We start from the raw sequence: 21766 nt of genomic DNA on the forward strand, positions 1-21766 counted from the left end.
GGGCTGGAAATATCCTTGGCGTTGCTGATTCAGCCGATGGGCCAGCCGGCCCCTGGCACCGAGGAACAGGATCGACGCTTCAAACGTCTCGAACAGTGGCTCGATCAACACGACAGCCCGCTCTACACCGCCCTGGCACCGTTCAACCCATTCAAGGACAAGGCCGACGCGATCGGCAGTTTGCTCGGCGCCAGCGATAACGTGATCGAAGGCTTGGCCGGCCGCTTTCCGGCCATGGTCGGCATCACCGACCTCACCGCCCAGACGGTCAATACCGTGGTGCTCAAGCGCCTGCGCGGGCAAACCCGCTGGGATGCCAGCCATGGCCTGCGCCAGCAGGTGTTGATGGCGGCGCGTGAAGGGAATGCCGAGAAAGCGCTGGGGCTATTGGCAGCGCGCTACCGGATCACCAGCCAGGTCATCACGGAAAATCCGTTCAGCCAGGAAGTACAGAAGTATTTGAAGAGCGGCATGGCGCAGGTAGAGGAGATGAAAGCGCTGCGCATCTCGGGTAGCCGAAACGTGCTGATCGAGCTGACCACTACCGCGCGGGTGAAACCAAACTTTCTCGGCTTGCTTACCGCGGGCGGTGGCGGTGGTTTTAACGCAGGCATGCTGTGGTTCAACATCTTATCGCTCAAGACGGCCTACAACAGCCTGCAGAAGAGCAATGCACCGGAATACACCTTGGGCTTTGCTTCATCGATTTTCGGGGTGATCGGTGCAGCAGCAGCGACAACGGTCAGCGTTCGGGCAACGCAGAAGGCGGTGATGCTGCGATTAAGCTCGACAGCACCTGGGATGGCGTTTGGTAACGGCGTTATCAGGTTCCTAAGCAGTAACTTGTTTGCGCGTTTAGCCGGATATCCTGCAATAGCATTCACTCTATTTTCAGATTTTTTCAAGGCAGGGCGCCAGAGAGCGAACGGCAATCAAACAGCTGCTGATTACACTTTAGCTGGCGGTTTAAGCATGGCCATTGGTTCCGTTGTAATTCTTGAAGCAGGTCTTGCAGTTGCAGGCGCTACAACGCTAGTACCCTTTGCCGGATGGGCCGCAGCGGCCCTTGTCCTCGTAGGCGTAGCCATCATTGGAGTAGGCCTGTACCTACACGCCAAGGCACATGAGCACCTTCATAGCCCAATTGAGTTGTGGGCAGCACGCAGTATCTTCGGCAATCGTAATAATGATGGAGAGGAGCGTCCCGGCATAACTTTGGATTATGAAAAGAAACTGCCCTCTTTCGACTCGCTACAAGCCGAAATCAAAGCTTGGCACAATCAGCACTACGGCCCAAAACTTCTATCTACCGAGCAGGCCCTGTCACTCGGCGTATCTCATGTCGACACCCGGTGGCATCAGAATGATTACTGGTCTCCGCCCAACTGGGCCGCTATCACACATAACGAAGTTTCCACACCTCAACCAACCGCTGAGTTCACAGTGCTGCTACCTGGCTTTATGCTTGGGGTAAGCGAATGGTCAGGACGCTTAAATGCCCTCCGTGATGACCATGGAAGGGACCCGCTTCCAATTACCCCGACCGGCCACATCGTAGGTGCTGGCTTGGTTCTGCACTTCGAAAACACGCTAGCTAACCAAAAATATGTCTCACTGCATCTAACTTACAGCACCAATCAAGGCCTGGACGAGAACAATGAGATCCTGTCAACTTTTCATCTGGAGCGCTGAGCATGGCGACCATCTGGCTATTCAATCCAACCACAGACTCCGGGCACAAACCTGCTATTGGCGGACAGCTATTAAACTTATCAAGTAACACTTTAACCCTGCGAAACCCCTGGGTAACAGACTCTGTATTTATGGGAAAGATTTACTGCGCAATGATTGTCGCGTCGATTATCTTCTTCTACCCATACCTACTATCCAGCGAAGCATGGGACCCATACACCTTTAGCTATACCTTTATCATCCTCACAGTAATTGGACCTTTCATCTTCCTCCCGTTTTTAGCCTATCGAATATATTTCATAAAACGCTTATCAAGCTTATGCTTCAACCGATCAACTCAGAAAATTTACTATCAGCGGTTGAGTAAGCTATTTGTCTTTGAGTGGAGCAACACGGGCGGATGCCTTTTCAAACGCACCGAAAACGGCGGCTCATCGTTCAGCACCAGCTACGCCCTCGCCTTCGCCCCTCGCCGGGCAGATGGCAGCCTCCACCAAAAAGACTGCCTCTGGGTCGACAGCAACGAACCCACCGAACCCGGCGTGAAGCACGTCGCCGAAGTCTGGGAATACCTCCGCCATTTCATGGCTCACGGCCCGGACAAACTCCCCCCGCCCGGCGAGCCCAACTGGTGGCACAAGCCGCTGCACGCCATCTGCCTGACCCCAGCCGAAGCGTGGCGCCACTACGCTCCTTGGCGAACCGGTGAGCCCGGTGAAATGCAGGGCAAAAAGAACTGGCAATTGCCGTTCTGGGCCGTGCTGTTCCCCTATAACCTCACCGTCGCCATCTGCTGGTACGGCATCTGCCGCCTGTTCAACGTCCGAGCGGCGCCACCGCCCCCAGAAGCGTTCGAGGAAGCTCCAGCACCTTCAACCCAAAAAAGGCGCGTATGAGCGACGCTTGAGGGCGGCGGTTATCAGGCAAACTTGGCCCGCGCCGCGTGCAGCTTCTTGTAGCTCTCGATCAAGCGCAAGTGGCGATCAAGCCCTTCGAGCTTCATGCTGGTCGGGGTCAGGCCATGGAAGCGCACGCTGCCGTCCACCGAACCCAGCACCGCGTCCATGCGCGCGTTGCCGAACATCCGACGGAAGTTGGCTTCGTAGTCACCCATCTCCAGTTCGTCATCCAACTGCACTTCCAGCACCACGTTCAGCGCCTGGTAGAACAGGCCGCGCTCGACGGTGTTGTCGTTGAACTGCAGGAACGCCTCGACCAGTTCCTTGGCATCCTCGAAGCGCTGTACCGCCAGGCAGATCAGCAGTTTCAGCTCAAGGATCGTCAGTTGGCCCCAAACGGTGTTCTCGTCGAACTCCACGCCGATCAGCGTGGTGATGGTGGTGTAGTCATCCACATCGCAGTTGTCCAGGCGCTTGAGCAGCAGCTTCAGTGAGCGGCTGTCGAGGCTGTGCAGGTTGAGGATGTCGGCACGGAACGACAAGGCACGGTTGGTGTTGTCCCAGATCAGGTCCTCGACCGGGTAGATTTCCGAGTAGCCCGGCACCAGGATGCGACAAGCAGTGGCGCCCAGGTTGTCGTACACCGCCATGTACACTTCCTTGCCCAGCGCCTCGAGGATGCCGAACAGCGTCGCGGCCTCCTGTTGGTTGGAGTTCTCGCCGTGGCCGGAGAAGTCCCACTCGACGAACTCGAAGTCGGCCTTGGCGCTGAAGAAGCGCCATGACACCACGCCGCTGGAGTCGATGAAGTGCTCGACGAAGTTGTTCGGCTCGGTCAGCGCGTGGCTTTCGAAGGTCGGTTGCGGCAGGTCGTTCAGGCCTTCGAAGCTGCGGCCCTGCAGCAGCTCGGTGAGGCTACGCTCCAGCGCCACTTCCAGGCTTGGGTGTGCGCCGAACGAGGCAAACACACCGCCCGTGCGCGGGTTCATCAGCGTCACGCACATGACCGGGAACTCGCCACCCAACGACGCATCCTTGACCAGTACCGGGAAGCCCTGCTCTTCCAGCCCCTGAATGCCGGCGACGATCGCCGGGTACTTGGCCAGCACCTCCTGCGGCACGTCCGGCAGGCACAGCTCGCCTTCCAGGATTTCGCGCTTGACGGCGCGCTCGAAGATTTCCGACAGGCACTGCACCTGCGCCTCGGCCAGGGTGTTGCCGGCGCTCATGCCATTGCTGAGGAACAGGTTTTCGATCAGGTTGGACGGGAAGTACACCACTTGCTGGTCGGACTGACGCACGAACGGCAGCGAGCAAATGCCCCGCGCTTTGTTGCCCGAGTTGGTGTCGTACAGGTGCGAACCACGCAATTCGCCGTCAGGGTTGTAGACCTCCAGACAATGCTCGTCGAGGATCTCGGCCGGCAACGCATCGCGCGGGCCCGGTTTGAACCACTGCTCGTTGGGGTAATGCACGAACGGCGCATTGGCCAGGTCTTCGCCCCAGAACTGGTCGTTATAGAAGAAGTTGCAGTTAAGGCGCTCGATGAACTCACCCAGTGCCGAGGCCAGCGCGGCTTCCTTGGTGGCACCCTTGCCGTTGGTGAAGCACATCGGCGACTGCGCGTCGCGCACGTGCAGCGACCAGACGTTGGGCACGATATTGCGCCACGAGGCGATTTCGATCTTCATCCCCAGCCCGGCGAGAATGCCCGACATGTTGGCGATGGTCTGCTCCAGCGGCAGGTCCTTGCCGGGGATGTAGGTGCTGGTGTCCGACACCGGCATCAGCAAGCCCTGGGCGTCGGCATCGAGGTTGTCGACCACTTCGATCACGAACTCGGGGCCGGTCTGCACCACCTTCTTGACAGTGCAGCGGTCGATGGAGCGCAGGATGCCCTGGCGGTCCTTCTCGGAAATATCCTCGGGCAACTCGACCTGGATCTTGAAGATCTGGTTGTAGCGGTTTTCCGGGTCGACGATGTTGTTCTGCGACAGGCGAATGTTTTCGGTGGGGATGTCGCGGGTCTGGCAGTACAGTTTGACGAAGTAAGCCGCGCACAAGGCCGAAGACGCCAGGAAATAGTCGAACGGGCCTGGGGCCGAACCGTCGCCTTTGTAGCGGATCGGTTGATCGGCGATCACCGTGAAGTCGTCGAACTTGGCTTCGAGACGGAGATTGTCGAGAAAATTGACCTTGATTTCCATGCGGATTTACCGTGATTTAAGCGTGCAAAACGAAATTGGCCGGCATTATCCGGGTTTTCACAACGGAAGTCCTGTTTACCTGCCCCACCCCTTCACGCCCTTGCGCATTCCACCGGATTGCTTGCCTGATCCTCTGAACCTCGCCCCGACACCAGACCAGCGGTCATCCCCCTGTGCTAGCGTTTCTTCTCTGGGGAACAACGTATTCCCGCACTGAAAAAAACAACGCGACAGCAACCGATGACTGGCAGGTGAACCATGGAACTACGCATCAACCAGAAGACCTATCAGGTCGAGGCGGACGCCGACACGCCCTTGCTGTGGGTGATCCGCGATGACCTGGGGCTGACCGGCACCAAATACGGCTGCGGCCTGGCCCAGTGCGGCGCCTGTTCGGTGCTGGTGGATGGCAACGTGGTGCGCGCCTGCGTCACCCCGGTGGCAGGTGTGGTCGGCCGCGAGGTCACCACCATCGAGGCGATCGAGGCCGATGCCGTCGGCAAACGCGTGGTCGCCGCCTGGGTCGAGCACCAGGTGGCCCAATGCGGCTACTGCCAGTCTGGCCAGGTGATGGCAGCCACTGCGCTGCTAAAGCACACGCCCAAGCCTAGCGATGCGCAGATCGATGCAGCCATGGTCAACCTGTGCCGCTGCGGCACCTACAACGCCATCCATGCCGCCGTGCATGACCTGGCCCAAGGGGAGCAGGCCTGATGAACACGCCCGTCGATACCCTCGCCGAACTGCACAGGTTGCAACTGGGCGAAACGGTCAACCTGTCGCGTCGGCGCTTTCTGGCCAGCACCGCAGTCGGTGCCCTGGTACTGGGCTTCGGCCTGCCCATGGGCTCGGCTCGCGTGCAAGCTGCAGCGGCGGCAACTGCTGAGCGCGGCACCCAGGTGCCGGCGTTTCTGGAAATTCGCCCAGACGGCACGGTACGCCTGCTCAGCCCCTTCATGGAAGGTGGGCAAGGCCCGTTTACCGCCATGGCACAGATCGTCGGTGAAGAACTTGACGTCGACCCGGCTCATTTCGTGGTCGACAGCGCACCACCGGGCGAAGCCTACGTGGTGATGGAAAACGGCATGCGCATTACCGGCGGCAGCATGTCGGTACGCATGAGCTATCCGACCATGCGCCGCCTGGGCGCCCTCGCCCGAGCCATGCTGCTGCAGGCGGGCGCCGAACAGCTGGGCGCGCCGGTCGATGAGCTTTCAACCACGCCGGGTAACGTGGTACATACCACGACTGGCCGCTCCATACCCTACGGAGAACTGGCGGGGCGCGCCATGGACCTGCCCGTGCCCGACCCGGCCAGCGTCAAATTGCGCGACCCCAGCCAGTTTCGCTGGATCGGCAAGCCCGTACGCCGCCTGGATGCTTATGACAAATCCACTGGCAAGGCCCAGTACTGCATCGACATCAAGGTCGACGGCATGCTCCACGCCGCCGTGCAGCATGCGCCACGCTTGGGCATGACCGTGGGCAGCTTGCGCAACGAAGACCAGGTCAAGGCCATGAAAGGCGTGCATTCGGTGCATCAGCTGCCGGGCGCCGTGGCCGTGGTCGCAGAACGCTGGTGGCACGCCAAGCGTGCGGTGGAGGCGCTTCAAGTGGACTGGAAAGAGCCAACCGCCGACAGCAAGGTTCGGCCGATGCCGGCCGACTTTTCCAGCGACGCCTGGCGCGAACACCTCGCCACGGTCAAGGGCCCGGCCCGTGATGAAGAAAATGAAGGTGATGTGGCCAGCGCCCTGAGCAATGCCAAGACCAAGGTCGAGGCCAGCTATCACAATCAATACCTCAACCATGCCCAGCTCGAGCCGCCGTCCGCCCTCGCCCGCTTCAACCCGGACGGCACCCTGGACGTCTGGCTGCCCAACCAGGCCCCGGACATGTTCCGTGACGACATTGCCAAGCGCACCGGCCTGGAGCCTGCACAGATCAACCTGCACTCGCCGCTACTGGGCGGGTTCTTTGGCCGGCATTTCCTGTACGACTCGGCCAACCCTTACCCGCAGGCCATTGCGTTGGCCAAAGCCGTTGGCCGGCCGGTAAAGCTTATCTGGAGCCGCGAAGAAGAGTTCCTGCGTGATGTACTGCGCCCGGTTGCCGTGGTGAAGTTCCGCGCCGGGCTGGATGCCGACGGCATGCCAGTGGCCCTCGAAGCGATAAGCGCCACCGAAGGCCCAACCGAGGCCATCGCAGGCAAACAGGGGGACAAGATCGACCCGACCGCGCTTGAGGGGCTGTCGGGCAAGGCCTACGCCATCGCCAACAAGCGCATCGCCCAGATCTACGTCAAAGGCCCAGCCATGCTCGGCTACTGGCGCTCTGTGGGCAATTCGCTGAACGACTTCTTCTACGAGTCATTCCTCGACGAGCTGGCTGACAAAGGCGGCAAGGACCCGTTCGAACTGCGCCTTCACCTGCTGCGCGACAACCCACGCCTGACCCACCTGCTGAACGCGGTCGCCGACTTGTCCGGTGGCTGGAAGCGTGGGCCGTTCACCGCCGAAGACGGTAGCAAGCGCGCACGCGGTGTGGCCATGGCCTCACCGTTCGGCTCGGAGGCTGCGGTCATTGCCGAGGTGTCCATCGACAACGGCCAGGTCAAGGTACACGACATCTGGCAGGCCATCGACCCGGGCAGCATCGTCAACCCGGCGATCATCGAGCACCAGGTCAATGGCGCCGTCGCCCTTGGCCTGTCGCAGACGCTGGTGGAAGAAGCGGTGTACGTGGACGGCAAGCCGCGCGCGCGCAATTACGACCTGTACCCGATCCTGCCGCCTGCGCGCATGGCCCGGGTGCATGTGCGCATCGTCGAAAGCGGGGCGAAGATGGGCGGCATTGGCGAACCACCGTTGCCGGCCGTGGCCCCGGCGGTGGCCAACGCGGTCGCGCAGCTCACCGGCCAACGCGTACGCAGCTTGCCATTGAGCCGCCATACCTTCAGCTGATCGCACAAGGGACGCCCCATGACCCATCGTTTCGCAAGAACCGCTGGCTGGCTGGCGCTGCCGTGCCTGGTCGCGGCAGGCCTGCTGGCCTGGTATGTCACCCGTGAGCCTGCTTCGCCGTTCGCCGAAGCCCAGGCCCAGGCGCAGGCGCAGGCCACCGAAGCCGACCCGGCGCTGATCAGCCGCGGCGAGTACGTGGCCCGGCTTAGCGACTGCGTGGCCTGCCACAGCCTGCCAGACGGCAAACCGTTTGCCGGCGGGCTGGAGATGGCCACCCCACTGGGGGCAATCCACGCCACCAACATCACTCCCGATCGCGACAAGGGTATCGGCAACTACAGCCTGGCCGACTTCGACCGCGCCGTGCGCCAAGGTGTCGCGCCCGGTGGTCGATGGCTGTACCCGGCGATGCCCTACCCGTCCTATGCCAAGCTCACTGATGACGATGTAAAGGCGCTGTACGCCTTTTTCATGCACAGCGTGCAACCGGTGCAGCAGGCCAACCTGGCCAGCGACATCCCCTGGCCACTGAACCTGCGCTGGCCAATCGCCTTGTGGAACGGGCTGTTCGCTGCCACAACGCCTTACGCCGACAAGGCCGGGCAAGATGCGCAATGGGACCGTGGCGCCTACATCGTCCAGGGGCCTGGCCACTGCGGCAGTTGCCATACACCGCGCGGCCTGGCGTTCAACGAGAAGGCACTGGATGACAGTGGCAAGCCGTTCCTGGCTGGCGCCTTGCTCGACGGCTGGTACGCACCTAGCCTGCGCGCCGACCACAACACCGGGCTGGGGCGCTGGAGCGAGGCTGAGATTGCGCAGTTTCTGAAGACCGGGCGCAACCGGCATGCCGTGGTATTTGGTTCGATGACCGAGGCGTTCAACAACTCCACGCAATTCATGCATGACGATGACCTGGCCGCCATCGCCCACTACCTGAAGTCCCTGCCCGGTGACCCACAGCGTGACGGCGCGCCGTGGCAATACCGGGCCGAATCGGCAGCTGCGCAGCTCGACAGCCCTGGGGCGCATGCCTATGTGACCCGCTGCGCCTCCTGCCACGGCCTGGACGGCAAAGGCCAGGCCGAATGGATGCCGCCGTTGGCCGGGGCAACCTCGGCACTGGCCAGGGAGGATGCCTCGGCCATCAATATCACCCTCAACGGTTCGCAGCGGGTGGTGGCTGCCGGGGTGCCGGATGCCTATCGCATGCCGGCTTTTCGCGAACAGATGAGTGATCAGGAGATTGCCGAAGTGCTGAGCTTCGTGCGTACGGCATGGGGTAACCAGGGTGGCGCGGTGAACGCGCAAGCAGTGGGCAAGCTGCGAGGGCATACCGACCCGGCCAGTAGCAGCCCGATCATCTTGCATATGCGCTGAATCGGACAATTTTTGAACACCTAGGTTAATGGAGCCCCAATGGAAAGCATCGACCTGCTGGTCCTGCGCACTACCCGTGACTGGCTTGCAGCCGGCCACCGCGCCCTGCTCGCCACGGTCGCCCGCACCTGGGGCTCATCCCCGCGCCCGGTCGGCTCGATGATGGCCCTGCGCAGTGACGGTCGAGTGGTCGGCAGTGTTTCCGGGGGCTGCATCGAGGACGACCTCATCCATCGCTACACCCGTGCATACGAAGGCCCCGGCATGCCCGCCAGCCAGCCCCAGGTCGTGCGCTATGGCGTCAGTGCCGACGAGGCCCACCGCTTCGGCCTGCCCTGTGGAGGTACCCTCGAACTGGTGCTGGAGTTCACCCCTTCGCTGGAGCACCTTGAACAACTGCTGGCCTGCCTCGACCGCGCAAGCCTGGTACGCCGTGACCTGAACCTGCGAAGCGGCGAAGCCAGCCTCTGCGCCACGGGCTTGCCTGAACTGTTCAGCTTCGATGGCCAGCGCATGCTCAGCACCCTCGGCCCAGGCTACCGCCTGCTGCTGATCGGTGCCGGCGCACTGGCCGAGTACCTCGCCACCATGGCCCTGTTCAACGGTTTCAGCGTTTCGCTGTGCGACCCGCGCCCGGAGTACACGGCAGGCTGGAATGTTGCCGGGGTCAACTTGCTGCCTGGCATGCCAGACGACGTGGTCCGCGCCTTCGCCGCTGACGTTCGCAGCGCCATCGTCGCCGTCAGCCACGACCCAAAACTGGATGATCTGGCCCTGCTCGAAGCGTTGCACAGCCCGGCGTTCTACATTGGCGCCATCGGTTCGCGGCGCAACAGCCAATTACGCCGTGAACGGCTGATCGAGCACTTCGGTGAGAGCGAAGCTTCGCTGCGGCGCTTGCACGGCCCGATTGGCATCTACATCGGCAGCAAGACCCCAGCGGAAATTGCAGTCAGCGTCATGGCCGAGATCCTCGCGGCGAAGAACAATGTCAGTTTGCCTGGGGCAGTCAACGTCACCCAAGCCAAGGAAGCAGAACGATTGGCACGGTCCCTGTAGAAGCGCGCACCTGCGCGTTACTGCCACCGCTCCAGGTTCTGCTTCAGCAAATGATCGGGCAGCGCTCCGGCAACTATCTTCGCCATTTCCCGCGCCAGCGCCTCACGCAACTGCGGCTGGTTACAGGGCGAATCATGCGAAATCGCCAGGTACAACCCTTCGCTGGACACTGGCGGCTGCAACACCTGCACAGTGGCTGCGATGCCCAAGGTACGCGCCAGCGCCATACCAGGGTACTGCTCGTACACCACGTAATCGCTGCGCTTGTGCATCAGCTTCTCGAACGCCTGCCGGGCGCTGGGCACCGCTTCAAGGGTTAGGTTGGCCCGGGCGTATTCATCGAACTGCTGGCCATGGCTGTTGTTGACCAGAGTGCCGCCCTTATGGCCCTTGAGGTCGGCCCATTGTTGGTAGGCAAAGGCATTGTCCTGGCGCACCCAGACCACGCTGGGGGTATGCAGGAATGGCGGGGCAATGAAGTCCATCTGCAGCCGGCGTGCTTCGGTCAGGAAATACCCGGCCAGCAAATCGATCCGACCGGTGCGCACCTCTTCCTGGGCTCGCGACCACGGCCCGCCGTAAACCACTTCGATATCCAGCCCCAACTGCTTGCCCAAGTACTTGAGCAGGTCAGCATTGGCACCGATCAATTGCTGGGGGTTTTGCGGGTCGCGCCACAAGTACGGCGGGTATTCAGGATTGCCGGTCGCGGTGAGCCGTCGGCATGCATCATCCGCTACCGCAGCCAGGGGCAGCGGCAACAGGCACAACAGTAGCAAGGCGCGGCGAAAGCAACGCTCGATCATCTACGACCCTCGGCACATGTACATCCGGCGACCCGACATGGTGGCCAAAGGCTGCCACCTACTGTGGTCGGCTGCAGCAATCATCTGTGCGTCTTCTAGGCAGTCTGGACCATCAGCGGCCAATAGACGGGCCTTTCATCGGCCAGCAGAAAAACCGCCGGAGGATAGACAATGAGGGCCCGCACAGTTGACTGGAATCCGGCCTTTTCAGGCCCCCTGCCGCCGCATTGCCAGGATCGCCGCGCCAAAACCGATAAAGGTGGTGCCCACCACCCGGCTCACCCAGCGCGACAGCGAAGGTCGGGTCAACACGCCCTTGGCCCGCGCAGCCAGGGCGGCATACAAGCTCAGTGAAGTAAGCGACAAGGCCACGAAAATGCCTGTCAAGGTCAGGAACTGCGGTAATAACGCCGCGCCCTGGTCGATGAACTGCGGGAACAGCGCGGTGAAGAACATGGTCGCCTTGGGGTTGGTCACCGCCGTCAGAAAGGCCGACTTGAACAGTTTCAGCGGCGTAGGCCTTGCCTTGGCTGCACCCTCTGCGGCGCCCTGCTCCAGCATCGGGCTTTTTTTCAACAACTGCCGCACCCCCAGGTAAAACAGGTAGCCTGCCCCCAGGATTTTCACGGCATTGAACAGCACTTCAGAACTGGCCAGCAATGCGCCCAACCCCAACATGGCCGCGGCCGACAGACAGAACAGGCCCGTGCCATTGCCCAGCGACGACCAGATCGCGCTGCGCTGGCCATGGGCCAGGCTATTGTTGATGGCCATCAAGGTGGCAGGGCCAGGGCTGGCGATCGCGATGGCGGCGACCAGGGTAAACGCAAACAGCGAGTGAGAATCCATTTCAGGCTCGACAAACAATCAGGAAAGGTTGCGTGAATGGCACGCAGGCTCAGTCGGCATTCTGCCGCTTGGCCGCCTTCTTGGCGATAGCCTTCATTCGCGTCGCCGCCCGCTGCACAGTGGCCATCTTCTCGGGGCGCTTCATGCCCCGCCACTTGCGGATTTCGTCACGGGTGCGGCCGCAGCTCACGCACAGCTCGCTGTTCAGCTGGCACAAAGAGACGCAAGGGTTGTCGATGTCTTTGGCCATGCCACCACTCAGCCGGGCATTTCCGCCCGAGCACGTTCGGCGGCGCTGTGAAACACCTGGCGTACTTCTTCGGCCTTGGCTTTGCTGACCGACCTGGCAGCCAGCAGCTCATCGACCACACGAATGCACTGGCCCAGGGCGGTGTCCAGTTGTTCAAGGTCGGAGGCGTCAGCGATATCACCCAGATAAGGAGCGATGAGGTACACGTAACGGTCCTGCAGCTTGAGCGCTGCCAGCGCGTCGAGGGCTTTCTGGAACCGATCGGCAGCGGCAGGGCTCATGCTCAATTTATCGAAATGAATCAGGCTCACACGGTCAGTGGCCATTATGACGAATCTCCGTTTCCTGGTACGGCCAGGGCCGCAAGCAGCAGCGCTTCTACGGTGCTCGTATGTGCGGGCCCGGGTAATGCCCATCAGGTTACCAGAAGCCGAGGCAGAAAGGGCCACTGCCCCCAGAACTAAAAGTATTTGCCAAGTCGCGTAATGGACGCCCCAGGGCGCTATGGGGACAGGCGTCGCCTTTTCCGGCGCAGGATAATCGCGCCAGCACTCCACCCCGCCGAAGCCTTCATCGCGCTCGGTAGCCCATACAACAACAAGCCTGCATACGCAGGTAAACCACAAAGGGGCCTCATCATTCATGGCAAAGGAACACATCACCGAAACACTCGATCTTGGCGTGACAGACCCCTCGAAAACCGCAGAAGCCCGCCAGGACCGACATTTCGAGGGCAAACTCGACTGGATCGTCTTTGGCTTCACCAGCCTCCTGGCCATCGCATTCGTGCTCTGGGGCTTCCTCAACCAGGCCAGCCTGGCCAGCAGCGCCTCCAGCGCGCAATCCTGGGTCATTCTCAATTTTGGCTGGTTCTTCGTGCTCACTTCCACCCTGTTCGTGGTGTTCGTGCTGTGGCTGGCCGCCAGCCGCTACGGCAGAATTCCGTTGGGCCGTGATGGCGAACAGCCGGAGTTCCGCACGGTGTCCTGGGTAGCAATGATGTTCAGCGCAGGCATGGGTATCGGCCTGATGTTCTTCGGCGTGGCCGAGCCACTGTCGCACTACGTATCGCCGCCGCCCGGTTCGGCCAGCGGGCAGACCAGCGAAGCGATGCAGGTGGCGATGGCCACCACCCTGTTCCACTGGACCCTGCACCCCTGGGCCATGTACGCCATCGTCGGCCTGGTGATCGCCTACGGCACCTTCCGCCGTGGCCGCTCGCAGTTGATTTCCGCAGCCTTCCGGCCGCTGATCGGCAAGCACGCCAACGGCCCACTCGGCCGCCTGATCGACATGATGGCGATTTTCGCCACGCTGTTCGGCTCGGCCGCCTCGCTGGGCCTGGGTGCGCTGCAGATTGCCGGCGGCCTGGAATACAACGGCTGGATCGAAAGCCCCGGCAAGCTGTTCTACATCTCGATCATTACCCTGCTGACCATTGCCTTCGTCACCTCGGCGGTGTCGGGCATCGGCAAGGGCATCCAGTGGCTTTCCAACACCAACATGGTGCTGGCGCTGGTGCTGGCGGTGTTCGTGTTCATGGTCGGGCCAACCCTGTTGATGCTCAACCTGCTGCCGACATCGCTCGGCATCTACATCAAGATGCTCCCGGAAATGATGGCCCGCACCAACGCCAGTGGCGGCGAGCAGATGAACAACTGGCTGGCCGGCTGGACCGTGTTCTACTGGGCCTGGTGGATTTCCTGGACGCCATTCGTGGGCATGTTCATCGCCCGCATCAGCCGCGGCCGCACCATCCGCCAGTTCGTTACAGGGGTGCTGCTGGTGCCGAGCCTGGTCAGCCTGGTGTGGTTCACCATCTTCGGCGGCGCCGCCATCGATGCCGTGCGCGAGGGTGCCCTCCAATTGGCCAACGGTACGGTCAACAGCAACCACGCGTTGTACCAACTGCTGGACAGCTACCCGCTGGCCTCGGCGACTTCGGTGCTGGTGATGATCCTGGTAGGCATTTTCTTCGTTTCGGGAGCCGATGCAGCCTCGCTGGTGATGGGCACGCTATCGGAACACGGCACCACCGCGCCATCACGGCGCACGGTAATTTTCTGGGGCGCGCTGACCGGGACGGTGGCGGCGATCATGCTGGCGATTGGCGACCCGCGTGACCCCGGCGAGGCACTGACCGGGCTGCAGAACCTGACCATCGTCGTCGCCTTGCCGTTCGTGATGGTGATGGTACTGCTGTGCCTGGCGCTTTACCGCGACCTGCGCAAGGACCCGATGATGCTGCGTCACCTGCGCGGCAACGAACTGATCGAAAAAGCCGTGCTGTATGGTGCGGTAAAGCATGGTGAGGAGTTTTACATTGTGGTGCAGGAAAAGAAGGCTTCGACAAAGCCGGTAACGGCAGCGAACGAAGTTTCCCAAACCTGACCCTGCAAGGCTGGGCGGTCCCCTGTCGAAACGGCCTTGTGTCACCTAAAGGGGCTGCGAGGCGGGGACTTAAGCAGAACCTGCCTCAACCCTTCAATGCCGCCTCTATCTTGGCCACATCGATCTTGCCCATCTGCATCATGGCCTCGAACGCCCGCTTGGCCGCCGCACGGTCGGGGTGGCCGATGGCTTCGATGAGGACACGTGGGGTAATCTGCCACGAAATCCCCCATTTGTCCTTGCACCAACCACACACGCTGGCCTCGCCACCGTTGCCGACAATGGCATCCCACAAACGGTCGGTCTCGGCTTGGTCCGCGGTGCTGACCTGGAACGAAAACGCCTCGCAGTGCTTGAAGGTCGAACCACCGTTGAGCCCGACGCAAGGAATGCCCATTACCGTGAACTCCACGGTAATCACATCGCCCTGCTTGCCTGAAGGGTAATCGCCGGGTGCCTGGTGCACCGCGACCACCTGGCTATCGGGGAAGGTTCGGGCATAGAAGTTCGCCGCGTCTTCGGCATCGTGGTCATACCACAGGCAGACGGTATTCTTGGCAGTCATGGTCCTGGCTCCCTGAAAGGGTGTGAACCCATGAGTCTAGCTGCAACTTATAGCCCGAAAAAAAAGCGCTCCATGCGGAGCGCCAAAATATTCACCCAAACCAAAGGAGCAACAAGGCTGCCAAGGTGAATTCACAGGATCGACAGCGGGTATTCCACGATCAGCCGTACTTCGTCCAGGTCCGACTCGAAGGCCGTGGCACGGGTGGTGGCCTGGCGCACGCGCAATGACAGGTCCTTGGCTGCGCCGGTCTGCACCACGTACTTGACCTCGATGTCACGTTCCCAGCGCTTCTGGTCGGTCAGTGGGTTGCCGTCGCCGTCGCGGCGCATGTAGGTGGCGTTGGCATTGGAGTAGTCGGCGTCTGTGCCCTTGCCGTAGCGCGTCATGAACGACAGGCCAGGCACGCCATAGGCGGCCATGTTCAGGTCGTAACGCAGCATCCACGAGCGCTCCTTGGGCGAGTTGAAGTCGCTGTACTGGATAGAGTTGTCGAGGAAGATCGAGTCGGACTGGCGCAGGTAGTCGAAGTCATCGTCGCCGTTGTTGCGCTGGTGAGTCAGCGCCAGGGTGTGAGCGCCGAGGCGCACGCCGACCTTGGCGCTCCAGATGTCATTGTCGAAGGCGCCCAGGCGCCGCTGCCCTTCATCAACCGCCTTGTAATAGTTGAAACCGCCAAGCAGGGCCAGCTCATCGCTCAACGGCCAGCTCAGGCTGGTGCCGGCGTAGTACTGGTTCCACACATCCTTGAGCCGGCTGCTGAACAGGCTGACGCTGACATGGTCATTGAGCGTGTAGTCACCACCGCCATAGGCAATCCATGGCGAATCGACCGGGCCGCCGTAGAAGGTCACGAAGTTTTCCCGCAGGTCGCTGGACATTGGCTGGCTCATGGCGTGCAAACGCCCGGCCTGCAAGGTCAGGTCCTTGATGCTGGTGTTCTCCAGGGTCACGCCACGGAAGCTTTCCGGCAGTAGCCGCGAGTCGCCTGCCGCCACCACCGGGTTGGCCGGGAACACATCGCCTACCTTCAGGACCGTGTCGAACAGGCGCACCTTGGCCGCGCCACCTACCTTGGTGTATTCGTCACGGGCCTGGCCATCACGGTCAACGGGCATTACATCGAAAGAGCTACGCCCGCCGTTGCGACCGCCGCCGGTGTCGAGCTTGAGGCCAAGCATGGCGAACGCATCCAGGCCAACACCGACAGTACCCTGGGTGAAGCCCGACTCGAAGCGGGTAATCACAGCGTGAGCCCAGGCTTCGGAGTAGCCATTGTCAGGTTGCTTGTTGGGGTTGTGCATGGGGGCGGCGGAATCGCGGTTGTCGCGGTTGAAGTAGAAATTGCGGTTGAGCACGCTGAGGGTACTGCCCTCGACAAAGCCTTCAGCGCTTTCTTCTGCCGCCATGGCCTGGTTGCCAACGCTGGCCAGTGCCAGGCAAGCCGCCAGTTTCAGGGGTGATCTGCAGGTCATCCGATGCTCCTTGAACGTCGCATTTGTTGTTATGTCGGCGGGCCGAGATTGACGGCCGGCAGATAACGCCAAGGTGATCGGCGCATTACAATTGCGTCATCGACAAGGCAATGCCCTGGGTCGGGCCTTGCAACATCCTGCAGACATTTCCGACGTCAGGTGGTGAACCTGCTTACAAAAAAACGGTCTTTGGCTGACGGTCAACTCACCGACCGGTTCATCGGCCCAGTCACCGGGCCTACTTTTGTCCTGTTTCAGCGAAGACCCAACATGCCCGATTCCCGCCCAATTGCTTCCGTCCTCCCTGCCCTGCGCGGCGGCCTGATTGCCGCCCTGGTGACCCTTGCCGCACCGGTGCACGCCGAAGAGCCTGCCAGCGATGCACGCTGGGTCAGCGACAGCCTGAGCACCTACGTGCGCAGCGGCCCGACGGATGGCCACCGCATCGTCGGAACGCTCAAGTCCGGGCAAAAACTCACCCTGATCGGCAGCCAGGGCAACTACAGCCAGGTGCGCGGGCAGAACGGCGATGTGGTGTGGATTCTCAGCAACGACCTGCAGGCGGTTCCTGGACAGAACGAACGCCTGCCGATGCTCGATGCCCAGGTCGTGGAACTGACCGGGCAGCTGAAGACCATCGACGACAGCTGGAAAAACCGCGTGCAGGGCATGCAGGAAACGCTCGATTCGCGCAAACAGCTGATCGACGAACTGGAGGCGCGCAACAAGGCGCTGAACGAGCAGCTGGACCAAAGCCAGTCGGAGCTGCGCGATACCCAGGCGCGCCTGGGGGATGAGAACAAGCAGGTGATGATGCGCTACATGGTGTATGGCGGCAGCATTGCTGGTGCGGGTTTGCTGGCGGGGTTGATCCTGCCGGCGCTGACCCGGGGACGCAAGAAGAACGATCGCTGGTTCTGACGGCGGGGCCATCCTGCACGGGCCTCTTCGCGGGTTTACCCGCGAAGAGGCCCGTACGAGCTTATTTGCTACGAGCCTTGTTATAGATGGTCTTGGCTTGGTCCGCAGAGGCCTGACATTGAGCCATGTCACCCTTGCTCTGAGCATCTTTGGCATTTTGCAGATGAACTTTGAAGTCATGGGCCATGCCGCCATGCATCGCCTGACCACTGGCTTTATGGAAATCCTCCAGTTCCTTGATCTTGGCCGCACAGTTGCTTGCTGGGTCTGCGTGTGCGGCAAAAGCGAGGACGGAGGTAATCACCAGCAAGGGTATGCATTTCATGGATTTCATGGATTTCATGGATTTCATGGATTTCATGGAGCGTTCTCCTGGAAAACCGTAAGGTTCGTCGAGGCCTATTCGGCTCGGCGCAGCCAAAAGCATAGTCGGCCCATGCCTGCACCGCACCACGTCAGCTCAGCGGTTGCCCGGCCTCGGCGAACAGGAAATCGATGAACGCCCGCACCCGCAATGGCATATGCCGTGCCTGCGGGTAGATCAACATGAAGGGCCGAGAGGTGCCGCCAAACGCCGTCAGCACCTCGACCAGTTCGCCGCTGACCAATGCGTCTTGCACAGTAAAGCGATAAGCCTGCATCAGCCCGCCGCCGTGGCGCACCAGCGTGGCCGTGGCTAGAAAGTCGCCCAGGCAGGTGAACGCCCCCTGCGTTTCCACTTCCACCTGACGACCATCCTGGCGAAAGGTCCACGGCGGGCGGCGGCCACTGCTGGGCATTTCAAACTGGATGCACTCGTGGTGCTGCAAGTCCTGTGGCACCTGCGGCATGCCGGCACCGGCCAGGTAGCCCGGGGTGGCCACCACCACCAGCTCGGCATCCTCAAGCCGACGCGCCACCAGCCGTGAGTCGGCCGGTTCGCGGCCACGAATGGCCAGGTCGAAGGGTTCCTCGGCAAAATCGACGTTGCGGTTGCTGACATGCACGTCCACCCGCACCTGCGGGTAGCGCTGGCGAAAGCGCGGCAGCAGCGGCAGTAACCGATGATGGGCATAGGGCGTGGGCGCACTGATGCGCAGTAAGCCACTGGGCTCGACCTGCCCACCCGTTACCTGGCGTTCGGCTTCGACCAGTTGCCCTAGCGCCTGTCGGCATTGCAGGTAATAGGCATGGCCCGCTGCGGACAGGCGCATTTGCCGCGTGGTACGGACAAACAACCGTACCCCCAGGCGCTCCTCCAGACGCGCCACGTTGCGGCTGACCGCCGCCGGCGTGACGCCGGCCAGTGCGGCTGCGGCAGTGAAGCTGCCACTGTCGGCGGCCAGGCAGAACAGCTCAAGGCTACCCAGTTGCAAGTCATCGAAATGGCGGGGCATGGCGGCTCAATTAATTACATGGTGTATCGATTGAAATGCCTCGCGCCTTATTTTTCAAGCATCGGTAGCCAATTACAGTGAGTCCACATCGAGCCGATGGCTCAATTCACTGGAGACCAAGCACATGAACAAGCCACGTACCGTCATCATCACTGGGGCCTCCAGCGGCCTGGGTTTTGCCCTGGCCGAGGCCTTCCTGGAACGCGGCGACAACGTCGTCGGCAATGCCCGCAGCGAGGCACGCCTGGAGCAGGCCGCCGCTCGCCTCGGCAACGCTTCGCGGTTTATTGGCGTAGCGGGTGACATCGCCGAACCGGCCACGGCGCAACGCTTGTTCGCCAAGGCCGCTCACACCTTTGGCGGTGTGGACATCCTGATCAACAACGCCGGCATTTTCATTGCCAAACGGTTTGCCGAATACACTGCAATGGATGTGGACGCGTTGGTCGGCACCAACCTCAAAGGCTTTTTCTACCCAGCCCAGGAAGCAGCGCGGATCATGACCCAGCAAGGGCATGGGCAGATCATCGCCATCACGGCCTCCATCGCCCTGCAGCCGGATACCCGCGTACCAGCCCTGCTGCCGGTGTTGGTAAAAGGCGGCCTGAACCAGGCGGTCAAAGGCCTGGCGCTGGAACTGGCGGCCAGCGGCGTGCAGGTGAATGCCGTGGCGCCGGGGATCATCGAGACCCCCCTGCATGGCGACAATGTTCAGGGGATGGGCGCACTGTCGCCAAGCGGCCGCACCGGTTCGCCCCAGGACGTGGTGGACGCGGTGTTGTACCTGGCCGATTCACGCTTCGTCAGCGGCGTCATCCTGCCGGTGGATGGCGGCAGTACCGCCGGCACATGGCATTGACCCGAGGAGCAAGCAACCATGCCTTATGTCCATATTCGCGTAACCGATGAAGGGGTGAGCGCTGAGCACAAGCGCCAGTTGATCGAACAGACGACCCGTATGTTGCAGGAGGTGCTGGGGAAGCCGCCTGCCAGTACCTTTGTGGTGATCGAGGAGGTGCCAACCGATAACTGGGGTGTCGGTGGCGAGACCGTGACCGCAGTCCGGGCGCGAGAGCGGCGTTGAGGCCTGGGGCCGCCGAGCGGCCCCTATTGCCGTAACCGCTCCAACGCTTGCAGCACATACCCCGTGGCCCGCTCTGCCTGCCCCGCCCGGCAAGCAATGCCCAACTGCCGCCACAACCCCGGCCGCAATGGCCGGCGAGCAATACGCCGGTCCAGCTCGGCCGCCTCCCCCTCCTGCGGCAACAGCGTCGCCCCGTAGCCGGCGCCGACCAGGCTCTTGATCGCATCGTTGTAGTTCAGCTCGATGCGCGGCGTGGGGTACAACCCCGCTGTCGCGAACCATTCCCCGGTCACCCGTGACAGCTGGGTAGTGCTGTCGTTGAGAATCAATGCCCGCTGCGCCAGCCAGCCCGGCGTGACCCTGGCCGGTGGCTGCCAGTCGGCCGGCACATAGGCAAGAATCGGGTCGCGCCGCCAGGGGGTGACCATCAGCCCTTTGCCGGCCACCTGCGGCAAGGCCACCAGGCCGATATCCAGCGTGCCTTCACGCAGGCGCGTGAGCGAGGCCTGTGAGGTCAGCACCTGTACCTGCACGTCGATCCCGGGGTGCTCCATGCGCAGCCGCGCCAAGGCTTGTGGCAGCAAATGGGCGATGGCGCCGGTAGAAGCGCCCAGGCGCACCCGCCCAGTCAACCCCTCGACCTGCCGGCGTACTTCGTCCAGCGCCAGGTCGGCGTCCGCCAACAGGCGGCGGGCACGTAGCAGCAGTGTTTCGCCGATGGCCGTGGGCCGCACCTGACCACGGGTGCGGGTAAGTAACGGGGCCCCCACTCGCGCCTCCAGTTCAGCCACGTGCAGGCTGATGGTGGGCGGCGCCAGGTTGAGCTGGCGGGCGGCCTCGGCAAATGAACCCAGGTCGGTGATGACCACCAACGTGCGGAGGCGGTCGAGGCTGATTTCGCGCATGGTCGGATCAATTCAGAAAAAATGAACATGTCGATCATCATATTCAAATTTTCATTAGCAAAGCCACAGGCGAGCATAGGCCATCCTTCCCCAACCGGACCCCGACCATGCACACCCCTGTTGTCTTCATCGATGGCGACCAAGGCACCACCGGCCTGCAAATTCATGCCCGCCTGCAGGGCCGTGGCGACCTGCGCCTGCTGACCCTGCCCGAGGCCGAGCGCAAAGACCCGCAACGCCGCCGCGAGGCGATCAACAGCGCCGACATCGCGCTGCTGTGCCTGCCCGACGATGCTGCACGTGAGGCCGTGGCAGCAATCAGCAACCCACACGTGCGGGTGATCGACGCCAGCTCCGCGCACCGCATCACGCCAGGCTGGGTGTATGGCCTGCCGGAACTTGACGAGCGACAAGCCGAGCGTATCGCGAACAGCAAGCGGGTCAGCAACCCAGGTTGCTACCCCACGGGTGCCATCGCCTTGCTACGGCCGCTGGTCAAGGCTAGCCTGTTGCCTGCAGATTACCCACTGAACATCCATGCCATCTCCGGCTACTCCGGCGGCGGGCGCACTGCGGTGGAGCGGCATGAACAACCCGGCGCGGGCAAAGCCCCGGCCTTGCAGTTGTATGGCCTGGAACTGGCGCACAAGCACGTGCCGGAAATTCAGCAGCACGCAGGGCTGTCGGCGCGGCCGATGTTCATGCCCGGTTACGGCGCCTACCGCCAAGGTATCGTGTTGAGCATTCCACTGCAGCTGCGCCTGCTGCCTGGGCAGGTCAACGCCGAACAGTTGCAGGCCTGCCTGGAGCAGCATTACCAGGGTGCCCGGCACGTCCAGATGATGCCCTTGCACCAGCACGGCGCTGCGGCAAACCTCGACCCCGAGGCATTGAACGACAGCAACAACCTGCGCCTGGCGCTGTACGCCAACCCCGAGCATGGC

General features: G+C 62.0%; 21 protein-coding genes. 11 read left to right on the top strand and 10 right to left on the bottom strand.

Going from position 1 to position 21766, the window contains the following annotated elements; genetic code table 11:
• A partial coding sequence (locus APH42_RS23945) for a T6SS effector BTH_I2691 family protein (RefSeq protein WP_305728948.1) occupies positions 1–1692 on the top strand: 1692 nt, incomplete at its 5' end.
• A 2-nt stretch (positions 1693–1694) separates the two neighbouring features.
• The gene (locus APH42_RS23950) at positions 1695–2588 is read left to right on the top strand and encodes a DUF6708 domain-containing protein (protein ID WP_060494369.1); all 894 of its coding nucleotides are present in this window, start codon (positions 1695–1697) and stop codon (positions 2586–2588) included.
• A 23-nt stretch (positions 2589–2611) separates the two neighbouring features.
• Here APH42_RS23950 and APH42_RS23955 read toward each other — a convergent pair whose 3' ends face one another.
• Positions 2612–4798 carry an OsmC domain/YcaO domain-containing protein gene (locus tag APH42_RS23955; RefSeq protein ID WP_060494370.1) on the bottom strand — a complete coding sequence of 729 codons (2187 nt, stop codon included), beginning with the start codon at positions 4796–4798 and terminating at the stop codon, positions 2612–2614.
• A 258-nt stretch (positions 4799–5056) separates the two neighbouring features.
• On the opposite strand from APH42_RS23955, the gene APH42_RS23960 reads away from it, so the two are divergent.
• From APH42_RS23960 to APH42_RS23975, 4 genes are read left to right on the top strand one after another with little or no spacing between them, the layout of a single operon-like run.
• Positions 5057–5512 carry a (2Fe-2S)-binding protein gene (locus APH42_RS23960; RefSeq protein ID WP_012271943.1) on the top strand — a complete coding sequence of 152 codons (456 nt, stop codon included), beginning with the start codon at positions 5057–5059 and terminating at the stop codon, positions 5510–5512.
• Complete coding sequence (locus tag APH42_RS23965) at positions 5512–7761, top strand: molybdopterin cofactor-binding domain-containing protein (RefSeq protein ID WP_060494371.1); 2250 nt, start codon at positions 5512–5514, stop codon at positions 7759–7761. The genes APH42_RS23960 and APH42_RS23965 overlap by 1 nt, the downstream gene beginning before the upstream one ends.
• 18 nt (positions 7762–7779) lie before the next feature.
• Positions 7780–9141, top strand: a complete 1362-nt coding sequence (locus APH42_RS23970) for a cytochrome c (RefSeq protein ID WP_060494372.1) — start codon at positions 7780–7782, stop codon at positions 9139–9141.
• A 39-nt stretch (positions 9142–9180) separates the two neighbouring features.
• Complete coding sequence (locus APH42_RS23975; protein WP_012271940.1) at positions 9181–10200, top strand: XdhC family protein; 1020 nt, start codon at positions 9181–9183, stop codon at positions 10198–10200.
• A gap of 17 nt (positions 10201–10217) precedes the next feature.
• Here APH42_RS23975 and APH42_RS23980 read toward each other — a convergent pair whose 3' ends face one another.
• From APH42_RS23980 to APH42_RS23995, 4 genes are all read right to left on the bottom strand, one after another.
• Positions 10218–11006 (bottom strand): ABC transporter substrate-binding protein, encoded by a 789-nt coding sequence (locus tag APH42_RS23980; protein WP_060494373.1) that lies wholly within the window; start codon positions 11004–11006, stop codon positions 10218–10220.
• Positions 11007–11213: 207 nt separating this feature from the next.
• Complete coding sequence (locus APH42_RS23985; protein WP_012271938.1) at positions 11214–11855, bottom strand: LysE family translocator; 642 nt, start codon at positions 11853–11855, stop codon at positions 11214–11216.
• A 49-nt stretch (positions 11856–11904) separates the two neighbouring features.
• Positions 11905–12105 carry a DUF1289 domain-containing protein gene (locus tag APH42_RS23990; RefSeq protein ID WP_012271937.1) on the bottom strand — a complete coding sequence of 67 codons (201 nt, stop codon included), beginning with the start codon at positions 12103–12105 and terminating at the stop codon, positions 11905–11907.
• A gap of 8 nt (positions 12106–12113) precedes the next feature.
• On the bottom strand, positions 12114–12431 hold the full coding sequence (locus tag APH42_RS23995; RefSeq protein ID WP_012271936.1) for a hypothetical protein: 318 nt from the start codon (positions 12429–12431) through the stop codon (positions 12114–12116).
• A gap of 316 nt (positions 12432–12747) precedes the next feature.
• On the opposite strand from APH42_RS23995, the gene APH42_RS24000 reads away from it, so the two are divergent.
• A complete protein-coding gene (locus APH42_RS24000) occupies positions 12748–14496 on the top strand; it encodes a BCCT family transporter (protein WP_012271935.1) in 1749 nt (582 codons plus the stop codon).
• An 85-nt stretch (positions 14497–14581) separates the two neighbouring features.
• Here the strand turns inward: APH42_RS24000 and APH42_RS24005 are convergent, their stop codons facing one another.
• Together APH42_RS24005 and APH42_RS24010 are read right to left on the bottom strand one after the other, a co-directional pair.
• Positions 14582–15061, bottom strand: a complete 480-nt coding sequence (locus APH42_RS24005) for a VOC family protein (protein ID WP_012271934.1) — start codon at positions 15059–15061, stop codon at positions 14582–14584.
• 131 nt (positions 15062–15192) lie between these two features.
• Positions 15193–16536 carry an OprD family porin gene (locus tag APH42_RS24010; RefSeq protein WP_060494374.1) on the bottom strand — a complete coding sequence of 448 codons (1344 nt, stop codon included), beginning with the start codon at positions 16534–16536 and terminating at the stop codon, positions 15193–15195.
• A 270-nt stretch (positions 16537–16806) separates the two neighbouring features.
• On the opposite strand from APH42_RS24010, the gene APH42_RS24015 reads away from it, so the two are divergent.
• Complete coding sequence (locus tag APH42_RS24015) at positions 16807–17457, top strand: TIGR04211 family SH3 domain-containing protein (protein WP_012271932.1); 651 nt, start codon at positions 16807–16809, stop codon at positions 17455–17457.
• A gap of 61 nt (positions 17458–17518) precedes the next feature.
• Here the strand turns inward: APH42_RS24015 and APH42_RS24020 are convergent, their stop codons facing one another.
• Positions 17519–17791 (bottom strand): hypothetical protein, encoded by a 273-nt coding sequence (locus APH42_RS24020; RefSeq protein ID WP_012271931.1) that lies wholly within the window; start codon positions 17789–17791, stop codon positions 17519–17521.
• A 121-nt stretch (positions 17792–17912) separates the two neighbouring features.
• A complete protein-coding gene (locus APH42_RS24025; RefSeq protein ID WP_060494375.1) occupies positions 17913–18833 on the bottom strand; it encodes a LysR family transcriptional regulator in 921 nt (306 codons plus the stop codon).
• 124 nt (positions 18834–18957) lie between these two features.
• Between APH42_RS24025 and APH42_RS24030 the strand changes: the two genes are divergently transcribed.
• Together APH42_RS24030 and APH42_RS24035 are read left to right on the top strand one after the other, a co-directional pair.
• Positions 18958–19692, top strand: a complete 735-nt coding sequence (locus APH42_RS24030) for an SDR family NAD(P)-dependent oxidoreductase (protein ID WP_060494376.1) — start codon at positions 18958–18960, stop codon at positions 19690–19692.
• An 18-nt stretch (positions 19693–19710) separates the two neighbouring features.
• Positions 19711–19917 carry a 4-oxalocrotonate tautomerase family protein gene (locus tag APH42_RS24035; protein WP_012271928.1) on the top strand — a complete coding sequence of 69 codons (207 nt, stop codon included), beginning with the start codon at positions 19711–19713 and terminating at the stop codon, positions 19915–19917.
• A gap of 23 nt (positions 19918–19940) precedes the next feature.
• On the opposite strand, the gene APH42_RS24040 is transcribed toward APH42_RS24035, so the two are convergent.
• Positions 19941–20822: a LysR family transcriptional regulator gene (locus tag APH42_RS24040; protein WP_012271927.1), complete on the bottom strand. Its 882-nt coding sequence runs from the start codon at positions 20820–20822 to the stop codon at positions 19941–19943.
• A gap of 107 nt (positions 20823–20929) precedes the next feature.
• On the opposite strand from APH42_RS24040, the gene argC reads away from it, so the two are divergent.
• Positions 20930–21766 (top strand): N-acetyl-gamma-glutamyl-phosphate reductase (argC, locus tag APH42_RS24045; protein ID WP_060494377.1); only part of this gene is annotated, 837 nt, incomplete at its 3' end.

Origin of the sequence: Pseudomonas sp. NBRC 111140, assembly GCF_001320885.1 — a bacterium.
Classification (GTDB): Bacteria; Pseudomonadota; Gammaproteobacteria; order Pseudomonadales; family Pseudomonadaceae; genus Aquipseudomonas; species Aquipseudomonas putida_P.